14 protein-coding genes are annotated in these 16,169 nt (G+C 71.5%); 3 read left to right on the top strand and 11 right to left on the bottom strand.

Going from position 1 to position 16,169, the window contains the following annotated elements; all coding sequences use genetic code 11:
* Nucleotides 1-718 precede the first annotated feature (718 nt).
* Nucleotides 719-2,068, top strand: coding sequence for a GH1 family beta-glucosidase (locus AB0B66_RS42315; RefSeq protein WP_360541056.1), 1,350 nt, complete (start codon nt 719-721; stop codon nt 2,066-2,068).
* Between the two features lie 99 nt (nt 2,069-2,167).
* On the opposite strand, the gene AB0B66_RS42310 is transcribed toward AB0B66_RS42315, so the two are convergent.
* The 3 genes from AB0B66_RS42310 to AB0B66_RS42300 form a co-directional block, all read right to left on the bottom strand.
* Nucleotides 2,168-3,556: a serine/threonine-protein kinase gene (locus tag AB0B66_RS42310; protein WP_360541054.1), complete on the bottom strand. Its 1,389-nt coding sequence runs from the start codon at nt 3,554-3,556 to the stop codon at nt 2,168-2,170.
* 110 nt (nt 3,557-3,666) lie between these two features.
* On the bottom strand, nt 3,667-4,578 hold the full coding sequence (locus AB0B66_RS42305) for a Gfo/Idh/MocA family oxidoreductase (protein ID WP_360541060.1): 912 nt from the start codon (nt 4,576-4,578) through the stop codon (nt 3,667-3,669).
* A 49-nt stretch (nt 4,579-4,627) separates the two neighbouring features.
* On the bottom strand, nt 4,628-5,155 hold the full coding sequence (locus AB0B66_RS42300) for a hypothetical protein (RefSeq protein ID WP_360541052.1): 528 nt from the start codon (nt 5,153-5,155) through the stop codon (nt 4,628-4,630).
* 313 nt (nt 5,156-5,468) lie between these two features.
* Between AB0B66_RS42300 and AB0B66_RS42295 the strand changes: the two genes are divergently transcribed.
* The gene (locus tag AB0B66_RS42295) at nt 5,469-6,605 is read left to right on the top strand and encodes a lytic polysaccharide monooxygenase (protein ID WP_360541050.1); all 1,137 of its coding nucleotides are present in this window, start codon (nt 5,469-5,471) and stop codon (nt 6,603-6,605) included.
* A 50-nt stretch (nt 6,606-6,655) separates the two neighbouring features.
* On the opposite strand, the gene AB0B66_RS42290 is transcribed toward AB0B66_RS42295, so the two are convergent.
* A complete protein-coding gene (locus AB0B66_RS42290; RefSeq protein WP_360541048.1) occupies nt 6,656-7,270 on the bottom strand; it encodes a hypothetical protein in 615 nt (204 codons plus the stop codon).
* A gap of 150 nt (nt 7,271-7,420) precedes the next feature.
* Nucleotides 7,421-8,947: a sodium:proton antiporter gene (locus AB0B66_RS42285; protein ID WP_360541046.1), complete on the bottom strand. Its 1,527-nt coding sequence runs from the start codon at nt 8,945-8,947 to the stop codon at nt 7,421-7,423.
* 482 nt (nt 8,948-9,429) lie between these two features.
* Between AB0B66_RS42285 and AB0B66_RS42280 the strand changes: the two genes are divergently transcribed.
* Entirely contained in the window at nt 9,430-11,694 is a 2,265-nt protein-coding gene (locus tag AB0B66_RS42280) for an ATP-binding cassette domain-containing protein (RefSeq protein ID WP_360541044.1), read from the top strand.
* A 66-nt stretch (nt 11,695-11,760) separates the two neighbouring features.
* Here the strand turns inward: AB0B66_RS42280 and AB0B66_RS42275 are convergent, their stop codons facing one another.
* The 6 genes from AB0B66_RS42275 to AB0B66_RS42250 form a co-directional block, all read right to left on the bottom strand.
* A complete protein-coding gene (locus tag AB0B66_RS42275; RefSeq protein ID WP_360541043.1) occupies nt 11,761-12,165 on the bottom strand; it encodes a PIN domain-containing protein in 405 nt (134 codons plus the stop codon).
* Nucleotides 12,162-12,386: a type II toxin-antitoxin system VapB family antitoxin gene (locus tag AB0B66_RS42270; protein WP_360541042.1), complete on the bottom strand. Its 225-nt coding sequence runs from the start codon at nt 12,384-12,386 to the stop codon at nt 12,162-12,164. Before AB0B66_RS42270 ends, AB0B66_RS42275 begins: the two co-directional genes overlap by 4 nt.
* A gap of 44 nt (nt 12,387-12,430) precedes the next feature.
* On the bottom strand, nt 12,431-12,880 hold the full coding sequence (locus tag AB0B66_RS42265) for a VOC family protein (protein WP_360541041.1): 450 nt from the start codon (nt 12,878-12,880) through the stop codon (nt 12,431-12,433).
* 69 nt (nt 12,881-12,949) lie between these two features.
* Nucleotides 12,950-13,381, bottom strand: a complete 432-nt coding sequence (locus AB0B66_RS42260) for a DUF4395 domain-containing protein (RefSeq protein ID WP_360541039.1) — start codon at nt 13,379-13,381, stop codon at nt 12,950-12,952.
* Nucleotides 13,378-13,827 carry a thioredoxin family protein gene (locus AB0B66_RS42255; RefSeq protein WP_360541037.1) on the bottom strand — a complete coding sequence of 150 codons (450 nt, stop codon included), beginning with the start codon at nt 13,825-13,827 and terminating at the stop codon, nt 13,378-13,380. The genes AB0B66_RS42260 and AB0B66_RS42255 overlap by 4 nt, the downstream gene beginning before the upstream one ends.
* A 267-nt stretch (nt 13,828-14,094) precedes the next feature.
* Nucleotides 14,095-16,143, bottom strand: coding sequence for an MDR family MFS transporter (locus AB0B66_RS42250; protein ID WP_360541035.1), 2,049 nt, complete (start codon nt 16,141-16,143; stop codon nt 14,095-14,097).
* Nucleotides 16,144-16,169 lie beyond the last annotated feature (26 nt).

The raw sequence follows: 16,169 nt of genomic DNA, 5'->3' as shown, positions 1-16,169 counted from the left end.
CGCCCCCACCCCCACCCCCCCCGGCCCCCACCCTCCCCCCCGGGCGGGGCCGCCCCGCCCCCCCCCGCCCGGCCGAGACCGTCCACGGCGCTCGTTCGTGTCAATGTGGAAACACGCCTGACACATCGACGCCCGGCCCGTGGGAGCGCTTCCGCAGGTAGGGGCCGATTCGCTTAACAGCCAAGGATTTCCTGGTGGTTGCCTACAGATTCTGGGGCGATGAAGGGTCTTCCCCTCCGGCTCAGATGTCGCTATCGTTCCAACAAACGTCCATGGGAACGCTTCCACGGATGTTCATCAATGTAAGAATTCGTCCCGTCGATGGCCCGCCCGGACGCCATCGCCGGCCGCTCCCAGAGGCGGTCGGTCGCCGATCTCCCTACGACCGGCGACCGACCTCCCTCCGGGTGCCGGAGAGGAGGTGAAGCTCGCGACTACGTCGCGTGCCAACGGCTCCCGCGCGTCACGCTGCCTCGTGACCCTGCCGCTCGGCAGACACAGGGCGTGAGCACCCGATGGGGGCGGGGACTGCCCTTCCCCGTCCCCATACCAAACGGCATTCTCCGCCTCAGCGCCCAGCAGCACCAGACTTGCGCCACATATGCGAAAGTCTTAACACCACATCTCCACCCGTCACCGGGATGAGGACAACTGTACCTGATCATGGGAGCGTTCCCATCCATGATCAGTCCTTATCCCAGTATTTGAGGAGCACCGCATGCCAGGTCATCCGTCGCCCACCTCGATGGGGCTGCAGTTCCCCGAGGGCTTCATCTGGGGCGCCGCGACGTCGGCCTACCAGATCGAGGGCGCCGCCGCCATCGACGGCCGCGGACCGTCCGTCTGGGACACGTTCGCCAAGACTCCGGGGCGCGTGCGCAACGGTGAGACCGGCGACGTCGCCATCGACCACTACCACCGCTGGTCCACCGACCTCGACCTCATCAAGGAGCTGGGCCTGCGGTCGTACCGCTTCTCCATCTCCTGGCCCCGTGTCGTCCCCGGCGGCAGCGGCCCCGTCAACCGCAAGGGCCTGGACTTCTACCGCCGGCTGGTGGACGGTCTGCACGCGCGCGGCATCACCCCGATGGTCACCCTGTACCACTGGGACACCCCGCAGGAGCTGCAGGACATCGGCGGCTGGGAGAACCGCGACACCGCCTACCGCTTCGCCGAGTACGCCGCCGTGCTGGCCGAGGCCCTCGGCGACACCGTGCCCAACTGGCTCACCCTCAACGAGCCCAAGACCGTCGTGCAGAACGGCTACCTCTACGGTTCGCACGCCCCCGGCAAGCGCGACGAGGCCGCCGCGTACGTGGTGGCCCACCACCAGCTGCTGGGACACGGCCTCGCGGTGCAGGCGATGCGCCCGCACCTGAGCCCGCAGACCCGGATCGGCCCCGCGCTGAACCTGCACCCGTGCTACCCCGCCGACGACACCCCCGAGGCCCAGCAGGCCACCGTGCTGTACGACGGCTATGAGAACCGCCTGTACCTCGACCCGATCCTGAAGGGCCACTACCCGCAGGACGTGCTCGACGACGTGGCCCGCTTCTCGCCGATGCAGCAGCACATCAAGGACGGTGACCTGGAGGTCATCTCGTCGCCGGTGGAACTGCTCGCCGTGCAGTACTACTGCCCCATCTACGTCACCGGCGCCGGTGAGACGGTGCGCAAGCACCCCACCAGCGAGGCGTTCTGGCAGCAGATCTACCCCGAGGGCATGTACGACATCCTGACCCGGATCAAGAAGGACTACGGCGACATCGCCCTGACCATCACCGAGAACGGGCTGCCCTGCAAAGACGTGCTGGACGCCGACGGCACGGTGCAGGACACCGGCCGCATCGTCTTCCTGCGCGACCACTTCGCCGCCACGCACCGGGCCATCACCGACGGGGTCAACCTGGAGAGCTACCACGTGTGGTCGCTGATGGACAACTTCGAGTGGCAGGAAGGCTACGACGAGCGCTGGGGCCTGGTCTACATCGACTACGCCTCCCAGCAGCGAACCCCCAAGGCCAGCGCGCACTGGTATCGCGAGGTGATCCGCGCCAACGGCCTGTAGAGCCTCCCCGGCGGTGGGTGACCCACGCGTCCGCGCCGACGGGTGACTGGGCCGGGCGACCTTTCGAGGTCGCCCGGCCCGTAGCTTTTCCAGCCCCGATCAGGCCGCCAGGGCCCGCCCCAGTGCCGCGACGTCGCCGTGCAACCGCTCGCCGACCGCATGGTCCAGCGTGCCCTCGCCGACCCGCTGGTCGATCTTCAGGTGGGCCGCCTGGACCTGCTCGGCCAGCACCGCGCCCTTCGGCTTGGCCTGCACCAGGTTGTTCACGGTGTTGCGCAGGTCGGTCGCGACGTCGACGCGCACCTTGCCGTCGTCGAAGGCGTCGTCGACCGTCTTCAGCGCGGCGTCCTGCGCCTGCTTGACGCTGAGGACCGGGGCTGCCGAAGGGCCGGTCGTCGGTCCGGCCGGAGTGGACGGGCCCGGCGTCGGCCTGGCCCCGGTCGCGGCCGGGGACACTGCGGGCGTCGTGGCGGGCGCGGCAGGCGGACTGCCCGACGCGGGCTGTGTGCCGAACCCGGGCGTGCTCGCGGGCGTCGTGCCGACCGCCTGGTTCGGATCGTCCGGGGAGTCGCGCAGGGGCAGCGTCCAGGCCAGGACCCCGAGCACCGCGACCCCGGCCGCGACCGCCGCCACCGGCAGCAGCCGCCGGGGCGCGCGCACCAGCGCCGCCCGCAGCACCCGGGTCGCCTCGGCGGCCGTCGGGCGTGCCGCGGGTTCGCGGCTCAAGGCCGACGTCACCAGCGCCACCACGGAGCGGGGCAGCTCGGCGACGTCCGGCGGCACCACGGGGCCGTGGTCGGCGGCGACGTCGTCCCAGCCGCGCACCCGGAACGGCGGACGGCCGGTCAGCATCTCGTACAGCACCACACCCAGCGCGTACACGTCCGTGGCGGACTCGGCGGGCATGCCGTCCAGCCGCTCGGGCGCGACATAGGCCGGGGTGCCGAAGCTGGCACCGGTGCTGTCGTCGTCGGGCTCGCCGATGCGGGCCGCGATGCCGAAGTCGAGGACGGTGACCTGCTCGCCGTGCACCATCACGTTGTCCGGGGTGATGTCGCGGTGCACCACGCCCCGGCGGTGCGCCACCTCCAGCACCGCGGCGATGCGCGCCCCGATGCGCACCGCCTCCCGCCAGCCCAGCGCGCCCAGCGCGATCCGGTCCGCGAGCGGCTCACCGGCCACCAGCTGGAGCACGATGAGCGCGATCTCCTGGCCGTCCGGGGTGCTGGTGCGCACGAAGTCGTGCACCCCGGCCACGTCCGGGTGGTTGAGGCGGGCCACCGCCCACGCCTCGCGCCGGGCCAGCTCGCGCAGCCGCTCGTCGCCGGACAGGCGCGGGTCGAGCACCTTCAGTGCCACCAGGCGGTCGAGCGTCTCGTCCCGGGCCCGCCAGATGACCGCCATGCCACCGACGCCGATCCGGTCGATCAGTCGGTACCGCTCGACCAACAGGTCGCCGGCGCGCAGCGGATAGGCGTACTCGGTCATGAACGGCACGTTGCTGCATGATCCGCTGCGGTGTCAACGGTTGCCCGGACACGATTCCGGATCGCTTGAACGATCCAGCTCCCACCTGGTCCGGGACCTGCCGGCCCCGGTCACCGCAGGGCGACCGTACGTCCCTCCTGTTGGGACAGCTGCGCCGCCTCCAGCACCGCCACCACCTCGCGGGCGAAGCGCACGTCGCACGGATGCGCCGGGCCGCCCTCACCCGCGTGCCGCGCCTCGGCGAGCAGCTCGTCGATCGCGCGGCCGAAGTTGGCCACCGGATCGCCGGAGCCGCCCGGCAGGTCCAGCACGCCGGCCTCGCCGTGCAGCTGGTACTCGAACAGCAGCGCCGTCGGCGGGGCGTCCAGCGTGAGCATCAGCACGCTGACCGCGCCGCTGTCGTGCCGGGCCAGCACGTGGCTGGTGGCGTGCGCCCCGGCCAGCGAGGTCACCTCGGTCACCGGGCCGAGCACAGGCAGCAGCCGCGAGAGCGCGTGCGGGCCGATGTCCCACAGCCCGCCGTGCACCTTGCGCCAGGCCGAGCCGCTGTACGGGCCGCCCTGCGCGAAGATCGAGGCGTACATGGTGACCCGGGCCGAGCTCCAGCCGCCCGCGGCGCAGGCCTGTTCCAGTGACTGGACGACGTCCGGGTCGAAGCGCGAGGTGAAGAAGACGACGCTGGCCACGCCGGTGTCCGCGACGGCCTCGACGACGCGGTCGGCGTCGGCGGTGGTCAGCGCCAGCGGCTTGTCCAGCAGCAGGTGGCGGCCCGCGCGGGCGGCCCGCTCCGCGATCGGCGCCTGCACGTCGGGCGGCAGCGCCACCGCGATCGCGTCCACGTCGGCGATCAGCGCGTCGACGTCGTCGTAGGGCCGGGCGCCCAGCCGCGACGCGAGCGCGGCGGCCTTGGCCGGGTCACGCCCCCACACACCGACGAGCTCGGCCTCGGGGTGGGCCACCAGTGCCGCACCCTGGGTCTGCTCCGCCCAGTAGCCCGTGCCGAACAATCCGAATCGCATGATGATCAGCCTAGTCGCCCACCGGGGCGGCCCCGCCGCCGGTCGGCGCGCCTCAGGCCTTGGCGATCTCGTCGAGGTACTGCCGCTGCAGCGCGGTGGGCAGGCTCGCGTCGTGGAATCCGCCGAAGGCCCAGGCTTCGTACTGGTCGGGCAGCATCGCCTTGACCCGGTCGGGATAACCGAGCCCCGCCTCGGCGATGCGCACCTGCGGCGGGTCGGTCAGCTCGACGACGACCGGGCCGGAGATGCGGGCCGCGACGTCCCAGGGCTGTCCGGGTGCGCCGGCGGCGCAGAAGAAGTACGCGTACACCACCCGCACGTCCTGCACCCGCCGTGCGTCGGCGGGCTCCATACCCATGGTTTCGGCGGTGCACAGCACCGTGTCCTCGGCGGCGACGTCGTGGCCGTGCTGGTGGTGCTCGGCCGGGGACGACTCGGCCAGGATCACCGCGACGCGCTCGGCCAGCGTGTCCCTCAGGTCCACCGGCCCGGCCGCCGCGAACAGCCCGGCCACCAGCACGAGCGCCAGCAGCTCGGGCAGCAGCCACCAGGCGTTGCGGCGCACCGCGGTCATCGACACGGGCACATGCTCGCACCCGCGATAGCACGGCGCAACCATTGCCGACCCGGTTGATCACATGGTGGAATATCGATGCCGTGGTGCTGCGAGGGCAGCCGTGAGCGCACCCCGGCCAGTGCGTGAGCCGCGCCGACGCGACGGATCGTCCTCGACCCCTGTCCCCGGCCCACCGTGGCCGCGGCAGGGGGTAAAACCGCATCCGCAGCACGGCTCGTCCCGTCAACTCCGTGTCCCGCAGTCCGCCGTCCCGGCGGGCCGCGGATCCTCCACACCGGAGCGGCGACGCGCGCCTGTGCTGGAAAGGACAGCACACATGAACAAGCTGAAGGCCGCCGCTCTGGCGGCGGCCGCCACGCTCGCCGCCGGCCTGGCCATCACGATGATCAACCCTGGTTCCGCGGCGGCGCACGGCGCGCTGCTCACCCCGGGCAGCCGCACCTACCTGTGCTATCTGGACGGCAAGTCCAGCACCGGTGAGGTCAAGCCGACCAACGGGGCCTGCCAGAACGCGGCGGCCGTGGGCGGCACCCAGCCGTTCTACGACTGGTTCGGCGTGCTGCGCTCCGACGGGCAGGGCCGCACCCGCGGCTTCATCCCCGACGGCGCGCTGTGCAGCGGCGGCTACACCAAGTACGCCGGATTCGACGCGCCGCGCAGCGACTGGCCGCTGACCCACCTCACCTCCGGCGCCAACCACAGCTGGCGCTACAGCAACTGGGCCGCCCACCCGGGCTGGTTCTACCTGTACATCACCAAGGACGGCTACAACCCCAACCAGGCGCTCACCTGGGCGGACATGGAGGAGCAGCCGTTCCTGAGCGTCGACCACCCGCCGATGTCGGGGCCCGCCCCGGACGGCTACTACTACTGGAACGGCAACCTGCCCTCGGGCAAGTCCGGCCGGCACGTCATCTACTCCGTCTGGAAGCGCTCGGACAGCCAGGAGACCTTCTACGGCTGCTCGGACGTCATCTTCGACGGCGGCAACGGCCAGGTGACCGGCATCAACAACCCGCCGAGCACCCCGTCGCCGATCCCGTCGGCGTCGCCGTCGCGGTCGGCGTCGCCGTCGCCGAGCGCCGCCTCACCGCGGCCGAGCAGCCCGGCGCCGTCGACGCCCGGTCCCGCGACGCCGTCCGTCCCGCCGGGCGCCTGCTCGGCGACGTACACCCAGATCGGCACCAGCTGGAGCAACGGCTTCCAGGGCGAGATCAAGGTGACGGCCGGCGGCACCGCGATCAGCGGCTGGACGGTCAAGGCCACCTGGGCCGACGGCCAGTCCGTCAACCAGAGCTGGAGCAGCACCTACACCAACTCCACCGGCTACACCACGTTCAAGAACGTGTCCTGGAACGGCACCCTGGGTTCAGGCGCCAGTATCACGTTCGGATTCCTGGGCAACCACAGCGGGACCAACAACCCGCCGACGTTGACCTGCACGAGTCCGTGACGCTCCGCTGACCGGTGGCGCCCCCGTTCGGCGGGGGCGCCACCTCCGGCTCAGGGACGCACCGGCGTCCCGTACTTCTCGACCACCTCGAACGGCGTCTGCGGGAACCACTCGGTCTCCCCCGCGGGCAGGCAGTTCAGCTCGACGCTCTCGCCGAGGCCGTCGCAGTGCTGCGCGGACAGCACGATCGACACCGCGAACGTGTGCGTGCCCGCGCGCAGCGGCTTGAGCGGCGGCGACGGGAAACCCGAGAACGGCAGCCCGTCCGCGCCCACGAGGGTCCGCAGCACCTCAGGACCGGCGGTGACGACCCGCTCCCGGTCGGTGCCGCCGTCGATCGTGTACGTCGCGCTGGTGAACTTGGCGTTGAAGTCGTCGATCGGGGCGGGCAGTTCGGGCACGTACCCGGCCGGGTAGACGGCCCCGTCCGGGCCGGCGGCCGTGGTCCACGACGGAGTCACCACCACGAACGGCTTTCCTTCGCGCACGCTGCGGCAGGTCGGCGGGCCGACGATGCGCTCCTTGACGCCGTAGAGCTGGTTGATGTTCTCACCCGAGGGTGAGATGCAGTCGTGGCCGGGCGGCGGGGCCGCCTGCGCGACGCCGGACAGGGCCGTCGCCAACGCGGCGCCGGCCAGGGCGGCGAACATTCGCCATGGTCTCATCGAGACCGCCTTTGCTCTCGAAACAGATACGTAACCGCAGGTCACGCGGCTTGAACAGCATCGCTTCGGACGGTCCGGCGGCCCGGTGGGACACGCCGACAGGCCCAGTGGCGCGCCGCGCGGATCCGGCCGGCGGGCGTCCGCGACCGTTCAGTGGACGGCGCTGTGCAGGTCCAGGCGGCGCAGCACGTCGTCGACCGCCTCAGGCTCGCGCGCCCGGTGGGCGAGCACCGCGGCCCGCGCGGCGGCCAGCAGCTGCGCGCGCACGTCGCCGAGGCGCCGGCGCTGGCGCACCCAGTCGTCGTCCTCCGCCTCCTCGTCGAGCAGGATGGCGCGCTGCCACTCGCCCAGCCGGTGCGCCGTCTCCGCGCTCACCGTGCCGTCGGCCCGCAGCTGCTCCAGCCGCCGTTGCCCGGCGTCCTGGGCCACCGCGATGACCTCCCGCTCGGCCTGGCGGCGGCGCTTCGCGCCGGTGCTCAGCCCGAGCCGGCCGACCAGCCGCGGCAGCGTCAGACCGGGCAGCAGCAGGGTGACCACGGCGACCACCGCCGCCGTGAACACGATCTGCGAGCGGGCCGGGAAGTCGCGCGGCAGCGCCAACGCGGTCGCGATGGTGACCACCCCGCGCATGCCCGCCCACGCCACGACCAGGGTCTCGCCCCAGCCCACCGGCACGTCGGCCGGGTCGCGCGAGCGCAGCCGCCGGGCCAGCCCGCCGACGCCGAACATCCACACGAAACGCACCGCCACCAGGGTGAGGCAGATCAAGATCGCGAAGCGGGCGTACGGCCACACGCCCGCGTCGAGGTCGTCGAGCGCCTCGACGAACTCCAGCCCGATCAGCCCGAACGTGAAGCCGGTGACCAGCTCCTCCACCACGTCCCAGAAGTTGCGCCCGGACAGCCGCCCGGCCACGTCGTCGGGGTCGGCCCGGGTCGCCCCCAGCCAGAACCCGGCCGCGAGCACCGCCAGCACCCCGCTGGCGTGCGCGGAGTCGGCGGCGAGGTACGCGGTGTACGGCGTGAGCAGGCTCAGGCCCGCGCGCAGCTCGGCGGTGGGCAGCCGGTCGAACAGCCAGCCGAACAGCACCCCGGCCGCCAGGCCGATGCCCGCGCCGACCGCCGCCGTGTAGCCGAACGACGCGACCGCGCCCCAGACCGACAGGGTTCCGGTCAGCACCCCGGCGACGGCGACCTGGTAGATGGTGAGCGCGGTGACGTCGTTGAACAAACCCTCGCCTTCGAGCAGGGTCACCGTGCGGCGGGGCAGGCCCAGGCGGCCGGCCATCGCCGAGACGGCGGCCGGGTCGGGCGGGGAGGTGATCGCGCCGAGCACGACCGCCGCGCCCAGCGGCAGCGCCGGGTGGATGCTCGCGGCGACGGCGGCGACCGCGGCGGTGGTCACGAATACCAGCGCCACCGCCAGCAGCAGAATGGCCTTCCAGCCGCGCGCGAACTGCCGCCAGGAGCTGCGCTGCACCGCGGCGTAGAGCAGCGGCGGCAGCAGCGCGGGCAGGATGACCTCGGGATGCAGGGACAGCGAGCTGCCGGGCAGCAGGCCCAGTGCGGCGCCGAACACGGTGGCCGCCACGGGCGCCGGCAATCGCAGGCGTGCGCCGACCGGCACGCAGAGCAGACCGAGCACCAGCAGCACGAGGATGACGGTGCGTTGGTCCATACCGCCCATTGCACGTCATGACCTGCCGTTGTCGGCGGTACGACACGATCAAGCGACGGTGATGGATTTCGCGAGAGTTTGTTGGTAGTCTCGCCGAAGTAACGACGGCGATACGCTGCCGCGGCACCACAAGCACCGCCCGCTCCGGTGATGATCGGGCACCGGAGCGGGCGGACTGTCAGAGCTTATGGTCGGTGCGTGCGGTCGCCTCGCGGCGAGTGGCGCGACACGGCTCCAGCCGAACGGTATTCCGTGAAGGCTTTTGTAAGTGAGGCCCGGGGACACTGTCCACGCACCGACCTCGACCACCTTAGCTCCGAAATCCGTACGCGCCGAACACCGCCGCCGTGACGATCTTCACGGAGCTGCGGGAATATCACCCGGACGCGCGGGCCGCCCGCAGCTCGATCGGGTTCCCGACGGCGGCCGGATCCGACCGGATGGCGCTTGATCTGCACTGGTCTTGCCGCAAGGATGTGCGAGTGTCAACAGACCCCTCCACTTCCCGCACGCCTCGACGCCGCAAGAGCGCCGCCGCGCCGGCCGACCCCGCGGTCGCCTCCGGACAGACGGCAGCCACCGACGGCTCGATCCGCACCCGCATCGGGCGCGACGCCGACAACGACATCGTGCTGGCCGACCTGCAGGCCTCACGCCACCACGCCGAGATGCGCCGCCTCGGCGACGCCTTCAACATCGTCGACCTGGGCAGCCGCAACGGCACCTTCCTCAACGGACGCCAGGTGCAGAAGGCCACCCTCATGCACGCCGGCGACATCGTCTCGATCGGGCGGCACGAGCTGCTCTTCGACGGCGCGCAGCTGCACGACCACGTCGACACCGGCCCCGCCTCGATCATCGCCGACGACCTGACGGTGCGCCTGGGCAACAAGGTGCTCATCGACGACGTCAGCTTCGCCCTGCCCGAGGGCAGCCTGCTCGCCCTCATCGGCCCCAGCGGCTGCGGCAAGTCCACGCTGCTCAAGGCGCTGACCGGGCTGCGCCCGGCCACCCAGGGCCGGCTCTGGTACGGCGGGCGCGACCTGTACGCCGACTACGCCCAGCTGCGTTACCGCATCGGCATGGTGCCCCAGGACGACGTGCTGCACAAGCAGCTCAAGGTGCGCACCGCGCTGCGCTTCGCGGCCGCGCTGCGCTTCGCCGACGACGTGCCGCGCAAGGTGCGCTGGGCCAAGGTCGACGAGGTCATGGAGACCATGCGGCTGACCCAGCGCGCCAAGGCCCGCATCGACGTGCTCTCCGGCGGCCAGCGCAAGCGTGCCTCGGTCGCCATGGAGCTGCTCACCGAGCCGTCCCTGCTGTGTCTGGACGAGCCCACCTCCGGCCTGGACCCGGCGCTGGACAAGGAGGTGATGGGCGAGCTGCGGGAGCTGGCCGACAAGGGCAAGACCGTCGTCGTCGTCACCCACAGCGTGCTGCACCTCGACATCTGCGACCGGGTGCTGGTGATGTGCCTGGGCGGCACCATGGGCTACTTCGGCCCGCCGGACCAGCTGCTCGGCTTCTTCGGCGCCGAGGACTACGCCGACGTCTTCACGAAGATCACCGAAGAGCCGGAGCGGTGGACCCGCGCGTTCCGCAACTCCCCGCTGTACGCCCGCTACGTCAGCGCGGTCACCCCGACCAACCGCACCGAGCCCGCCGTGCTGCCGGTGCCGCCCGCGCCGTCCGACGTGGTGTTCGACCCGACGACCACCCAGCAGCCGCTGGTGCCGACGCAGCGCACCGACGAGCCCGACCTCACCGAGCCCGTCGCGGTGCTGCCGGTGCCCGGCGCGCCGGTCGACGACGCCGAACCCGCCTCGATCAGCGTCGACGACGCATTGGCCCGGGTGCGGCCCAACGTGGCGGCCGCCAAACCCGGCCGGGCCAACATCGACCGCAAGACGTGGGGGCTGTTCGCCCGCAACCCCAGCGCACCCCTCCGGCAGTACTTCACGCTGTGCATGCGGATGATCAACGTCATCCTGTCCGACCGGGGTTTCAGCGCGTTCCTGCTGGCCATGCCGCTGATCCTGGCGGTGCTCGCGTACACGGTGCCGGGCTCGGACGGTCTGGCCAAGCTGCCAGGGTTCAGCCTGCAGGCGCAGCAGCTCCTGGTGGTGTTGGTGACCGGCGCGGCGTTCCTGGGCACCGCGGCCTCGGTTCGGGAGATCGTGGCCGAAGCGCCGATCTACGCCCGGGAACGCGCGGTCGGGGTGTCGGCGGCGGCATACCTCGCCTCGAAGCTGACGGTCTTCTTCATCATCAACACCGCCCAGGTGGCGCTGTTCGTCTACCTCACGCTGTTCGAGGGGCCGCCGACCGAGTCCCTGGTCATCCCCAGCCAGACCGTGGAGATCATCGCCGCCATGGTCGGCATCTCACTGGTGTCCACGGTGCTCGGCCTGCTGGTCAGCGCGCTGGCCCGCACCACGGAACAGACCACCCCGATCATGGTGGTCCTGGTGATGGCGCAGCTGGTGTTCTCCGGCGGCCTGTTCGTGCTGGCCGGGCAGCAGGTCATGGAGATCATCTCGTGGGTCTTCCCGACCCGCTGGGGCTTCGGCGCGGCCGCCGCGACGGTCGACGTCGGCAAGATGCTGCCCAAGACCTTCCAGGACCCCTTGTTCACGCACACCGCCGAGAACTGGATCATGTGCATGGTCCTGCTCGCCGTGCAGATGGTGGTCCTGATCGGCCTGACCCGCCTGGCGCTGCGCCGCCACGAGCCCGGCCGCTCCTGACCCGAACGACCACGGAGCCCTGTTCCCGCGACTCGGCGGGGACAGGGCTCCGCCCGTTCTGCTAAGTCAGCTGACCACGCGCTGAACCTGCAAGTTCGAGGTGTGCGCGATCACCTCGTAGTCGCGATCATCATGCAGCACGACCAGCCGGTTCTTCATCGCCGTCACCGCGACCAGCAAGTCGACCGCGGAGGCCCCGCTGTGCTGGGCGGTGACCGCCAGCTCGTCCTGCAACCGCAATGCCCGGTCCCAGCAGTCGTCCGGAACCGGGCACCAGCCGTACAACAAACGGATCATGCGCTGGATCTGCGGTCGGCGCGTGTTGGTGGTCGTGTCCCGTAGCAGCTCCAGTTCCACTGGATCGCAGATGGCCACGGTGCCGGCGGTCACGGCATCGATCCAGATCTGATCAGCTTTGCCGGTCAGCACTCTGATGACCGCACTCGTGTCGGCCAGAAACCGCGTGCTCACCCGGCCTGCTTGTCGGCCAGGTGGCGGGCCTCCCACGCGTCCGCGTCGATCTCCCCGCGGGCCGTCATCGTCTGCAGCTCGCGCAGGGCCTCGATGCGCCGGAGCCGCTCGGCGACCTCGCGCAGTGCGGCGTTCACCGTGTCCTTCTTGGTCTCCGTACCCAGCAGCCGAGCGGCCTCAGCCAGCAGCTCGTCATCAAGATCGATCATCGTGCGCGACATATACATAGTATGCCCGCATCAGACACATCAAGCAAATACGATGGTCAGTGCAGGCAGAACTCGTTGCCCTCCGGGTCCTGCATGACCTCGCCGTAGTGGTCGGCGCCCTCGGTGTGGAGGACGCGCAGGCGGGTCGCGCCGGCGGCGATGAGGCGCTCGGCCTCGGCCGCGACGCGCTCGCGGCGGATCTCCAGCGGGACGCTGGGGCCGCCGCTGACCGCCAGGTCGAGGTGCAGCCGGTTCTTGCCCGCCTTCGCCTCCGGCACCTGCTGGAACCAGAAGCGCGGCCCGACGCCGTCGGGATCCTCGATCGAGTCGAGGCCGTCGGCTCCCTCCAGCTCCTCCTCCGGGATGCCCTTGGACAGCCAGTACGAGCGCCAGGTCGGGTGCCCGTCCGGTGGCCGCTGGGGCCGGTAGTGCAGCGCGAGCGCCCAGAACTCCACCAGCCGGCCCGGGTCCGCGCAGTCGATCGTCACCTGGATCCGTGTCGCCATCAGCCACTCCTTCGCCGTACTGGGTCAATCCCGCCGTTCTAGCAGACGGGTCCGACGCGGCGGGCGGATTCAGGAGGCGGGGACGCGGGCGGCCAGGGGGCGGCCGACCAGGCGGCGGTACGCCAGGAACAGCTCGCAGCCCAGGCACAGACCGAAGGCGGCGTTGAGGAAGGCGGCGGCCAGGGCGAACGAGGCGGCGATCGCCCCGGTCAGCGGCGAGCCGAGCAGGTAACCCAGCGTCGCGGCGGCGGCGAAGACGAAACCGACGGCCTGTGCGAAGCGCACCGGGGCCAGTGGCTCCAACTCGGCGGGCGGGCCCAGGCGCGGGGCGAGCAGGGTGCGGTAGATCAGGCCGTACGGGCCGAGGCGCGGCTGCGCCGCGGTCAGCGCGAACACGATCGCCTGCGCCAGGGCCAGCCAGCCGGAGCCGGTGAGCAGCACGACGATCATGACGACAGCGGTCACGGCCGCCGCGAACCGGGGGCCACGGGGGTCGGTCATGCCTTCTCCTCGGTCAGCTGCGCGGCGGTCAGCAGCGGCGCGACGGCGGCCAGCACCTGGGCGCGGTTCGGCACGCCCTGGGCCCGGCCCGCGATCCGGCCGTCGGCGTCGACGATCAGCACGGTGGGGGTCTTCCAGATGTCCAGGGCGCGCACCGCGTCGAGGCGCTGCTCCGCGTCGACCTCGACGTGGGCCACGCCGGGCGTGGTGCGCGCGACCTCCGCGCAGACCACGCGGGTGGCCCGGCAGGGGGCGCAGAACGCCGACGAGAACTGCAGCAGGGTGACCTCGCCCGGCCGCACGCCGAGTTCGGCCAGCACCGGATTCACGGGGTCGGCGGGGATTGGCACGGCGCGAACCCTACCCGCCCGGTGCCGGTGGACCAGGCCGTAGCCGGTGGCCGCGAGCAGCGCTACGCCTCCGACGAGCAACCCGGTCGTGTCCATGGTCGCCAGCGTGACATGCGATCCCGCCGGTTGGCGATGATCATCCCGAGGATCGGACGCGCTTCACACTCCGGCCACATCGTTTTCACGCCCACCGAACCCCGCCCTCCGGTCAGCGCGCCAAGATCGCTCGACTTGCCAGGCAGGTGGGCGAAAGCGGACTCAAGATACGCACGAGTGCCAGGCAAGTCGAACGATCAAGCGCCGTACCGCGCCGCACCGCGGCGGCGGCGCGACGGTCAGCGGGCGGATCGGAGTGGTGGCCGCCTACGCACGGTGCCGGCCGGGGCCCGCGCGGGCGGGAGCCTGCGGGAGCGCCGGGACCGCCGAGACCGGCGCGGGCGGGGTCTCGTCCTCGAACACCAGCTCGCGGCCGGCTTGCCGGACCGCCTGCTCGAACTCCTCGTCGGAGGTGTCGTGCCAGTCCGACAGCTCGCTCGACAGCCACTGCCGCCACGCGGCCGCGATGCGGTCGTACTCGGCGGTGCCGCGCGGGGTCAGCGCCACCGTGCCGTCGACCGCGCCCAGGTAGCCGTCGGCGACGTAGCGCTGGAACGCCGGCCACAGCACCTGCGGCGGCAGGTGGTAGTGCTCGGCTATGTCGGACACCCGGGCCTGCCCGTAGTGCTCGGCGAACAGCACGACCCGGGACAGGCACCAGGCCAGCCCGACCCCGCCGTCGACCCCGGCCGAGGCCAGCACGTGCGGCGCGGCGGCATTGCCCTTCTGCCGCCATACCGTGGCGACGGCGCGTTCCAACTGCTCGGTGCGGTCCGGCGACTCGGGCATGCCGAAGCCCTCGCCCAGATCGGTGGCGGCGGCGCGGGCGGTGTCGCGCAGCGGCACCTGTTTGAGGAACAGGGCGATGACGGCGGCCAGCAGGCCCACCGGCACCGCCGACAGGAACACCATGTGCAGCGCCTCGGTGTAGCCGCCGACCACCAGCAGCCGGATCGGGGCCGGCAGGCTGTGCACGCCGGCCGGGCTCTCCAGCCGGCGCGGGTCGAGCGCCCCGAGCAGGGGCCCGAACCGCTCCAGCTGCGCCTGCAGCGAGTGGGTGTACACCGTGCCGAACAGCGCGACCCCGAACGCGCTGCCGAGCGTGCGCAGGAAGGTCACGCCGGAGGTGGCCACACCCAGATCGTGGTAGTTGACGGTGTTCTGCACGACGATGGTGAGCGTCTGCATGCTCATGCCCAGCCCGAGGCCCAGCACGAACAGGAACGCCGACTCGACCCACAGCGTGGTCAGCGCTGTCATCTGCGACAGCAGCCACATGCCCAGCGCGGTGACCAGGCCGCCGATGACCGGGAACCACTTGTAGCGGCCGGTGCGCCCGACGATCGTGCCGCTGGTGATCGAGGTGATCAGCAGGCCGAACACCAGCGGCAGCATGCGCAGGCCGGAGGCGGTCGCCGAGGCGCCCTGGACGTACTGCATGAAGGTCGGCAGGAAGGTCAGCGCCCCGAACATGGAGAAGCCGACGATGAAGCTGAGCACCCCGCAGATGGTGAAGACCGGGTTGCCGAACAGCCGCATCGGCAGCATCGGCTCCCGCGCCCGCAGCTCCACCACCACGAACAGCAGCAGCGCGACGAGGCCGCCGACGCCCAGTCCGATGATCTCCGGGGACAGCCACGGGAACTCCGTGCCGCCCCAGCTGGTCATCAGGATCAGGCAGGTGGACGCCACCGCGATCATCGCGATGCCGAGGTAGTCGATGATCGGGCGGGCGGCGGTCGGCAGCTTCGGCATGGTCGACGCGCAGATGAGCATGACCAGCAGGCCGAGCGGGATGTTGATGTAGAACGCCCAGCGCCAGGACAGGTGATCGGTGAACAGGCCGCCCAGCAGCGGCCCGAGCACGGTCACCACGCCGAAGACCCCGCCCAGAGCGCCCTGGTACTTGCCGCGCTCGCGCAGCGGGATGTAGTCGGCGATCAAGGCCATCGCGGTGACCAGGATGCCGCCCGCGCCGGCTCCCTGCACGCCGCGCCAGGCCACCAGCCACGCCATGTTGTGCGCGAACCCGCAGAAGAACGAGGCCACGATGAAGACCGCGACGCTGGCCTGGAACAGCAGCTTGCGCCCGAACAGGTCGCCGAGCTTTCCGGCCAGCGCGGTGGCGATCGTCTCGGCCAGCAGGTATGCCGTCACCACCCAGGACAGGTGGGACGCCCCGCCCAGATCCCCGACGATGGTCGGCAGCGCCGTGCCCACGATCGTCTGGTCCAGCGCCGCCAGCAGCAGGCCGAGTGCCACCGTCGCGAAGACGGCGTTGCGCCGCACGGAGCTCAGCTCGCCACTGCGGTCCATGTGATCACGATAATGGCGTATCAGCC

Origin of the sequence: Catellatospora sp. NPDC049111, from assembly GCF_040648615.1 — a bacterium.
GTDB lineage: Bacteria > Actinomycetota > Actinomycetes > Mycobacteriales > Micromonosporaceae > Catellatospora > Catellatospora aurea.
Note: the sequence above shows the minus strand (reverse complement) of the source record. Positions and strands in the feature narration are given on the sequence as shown.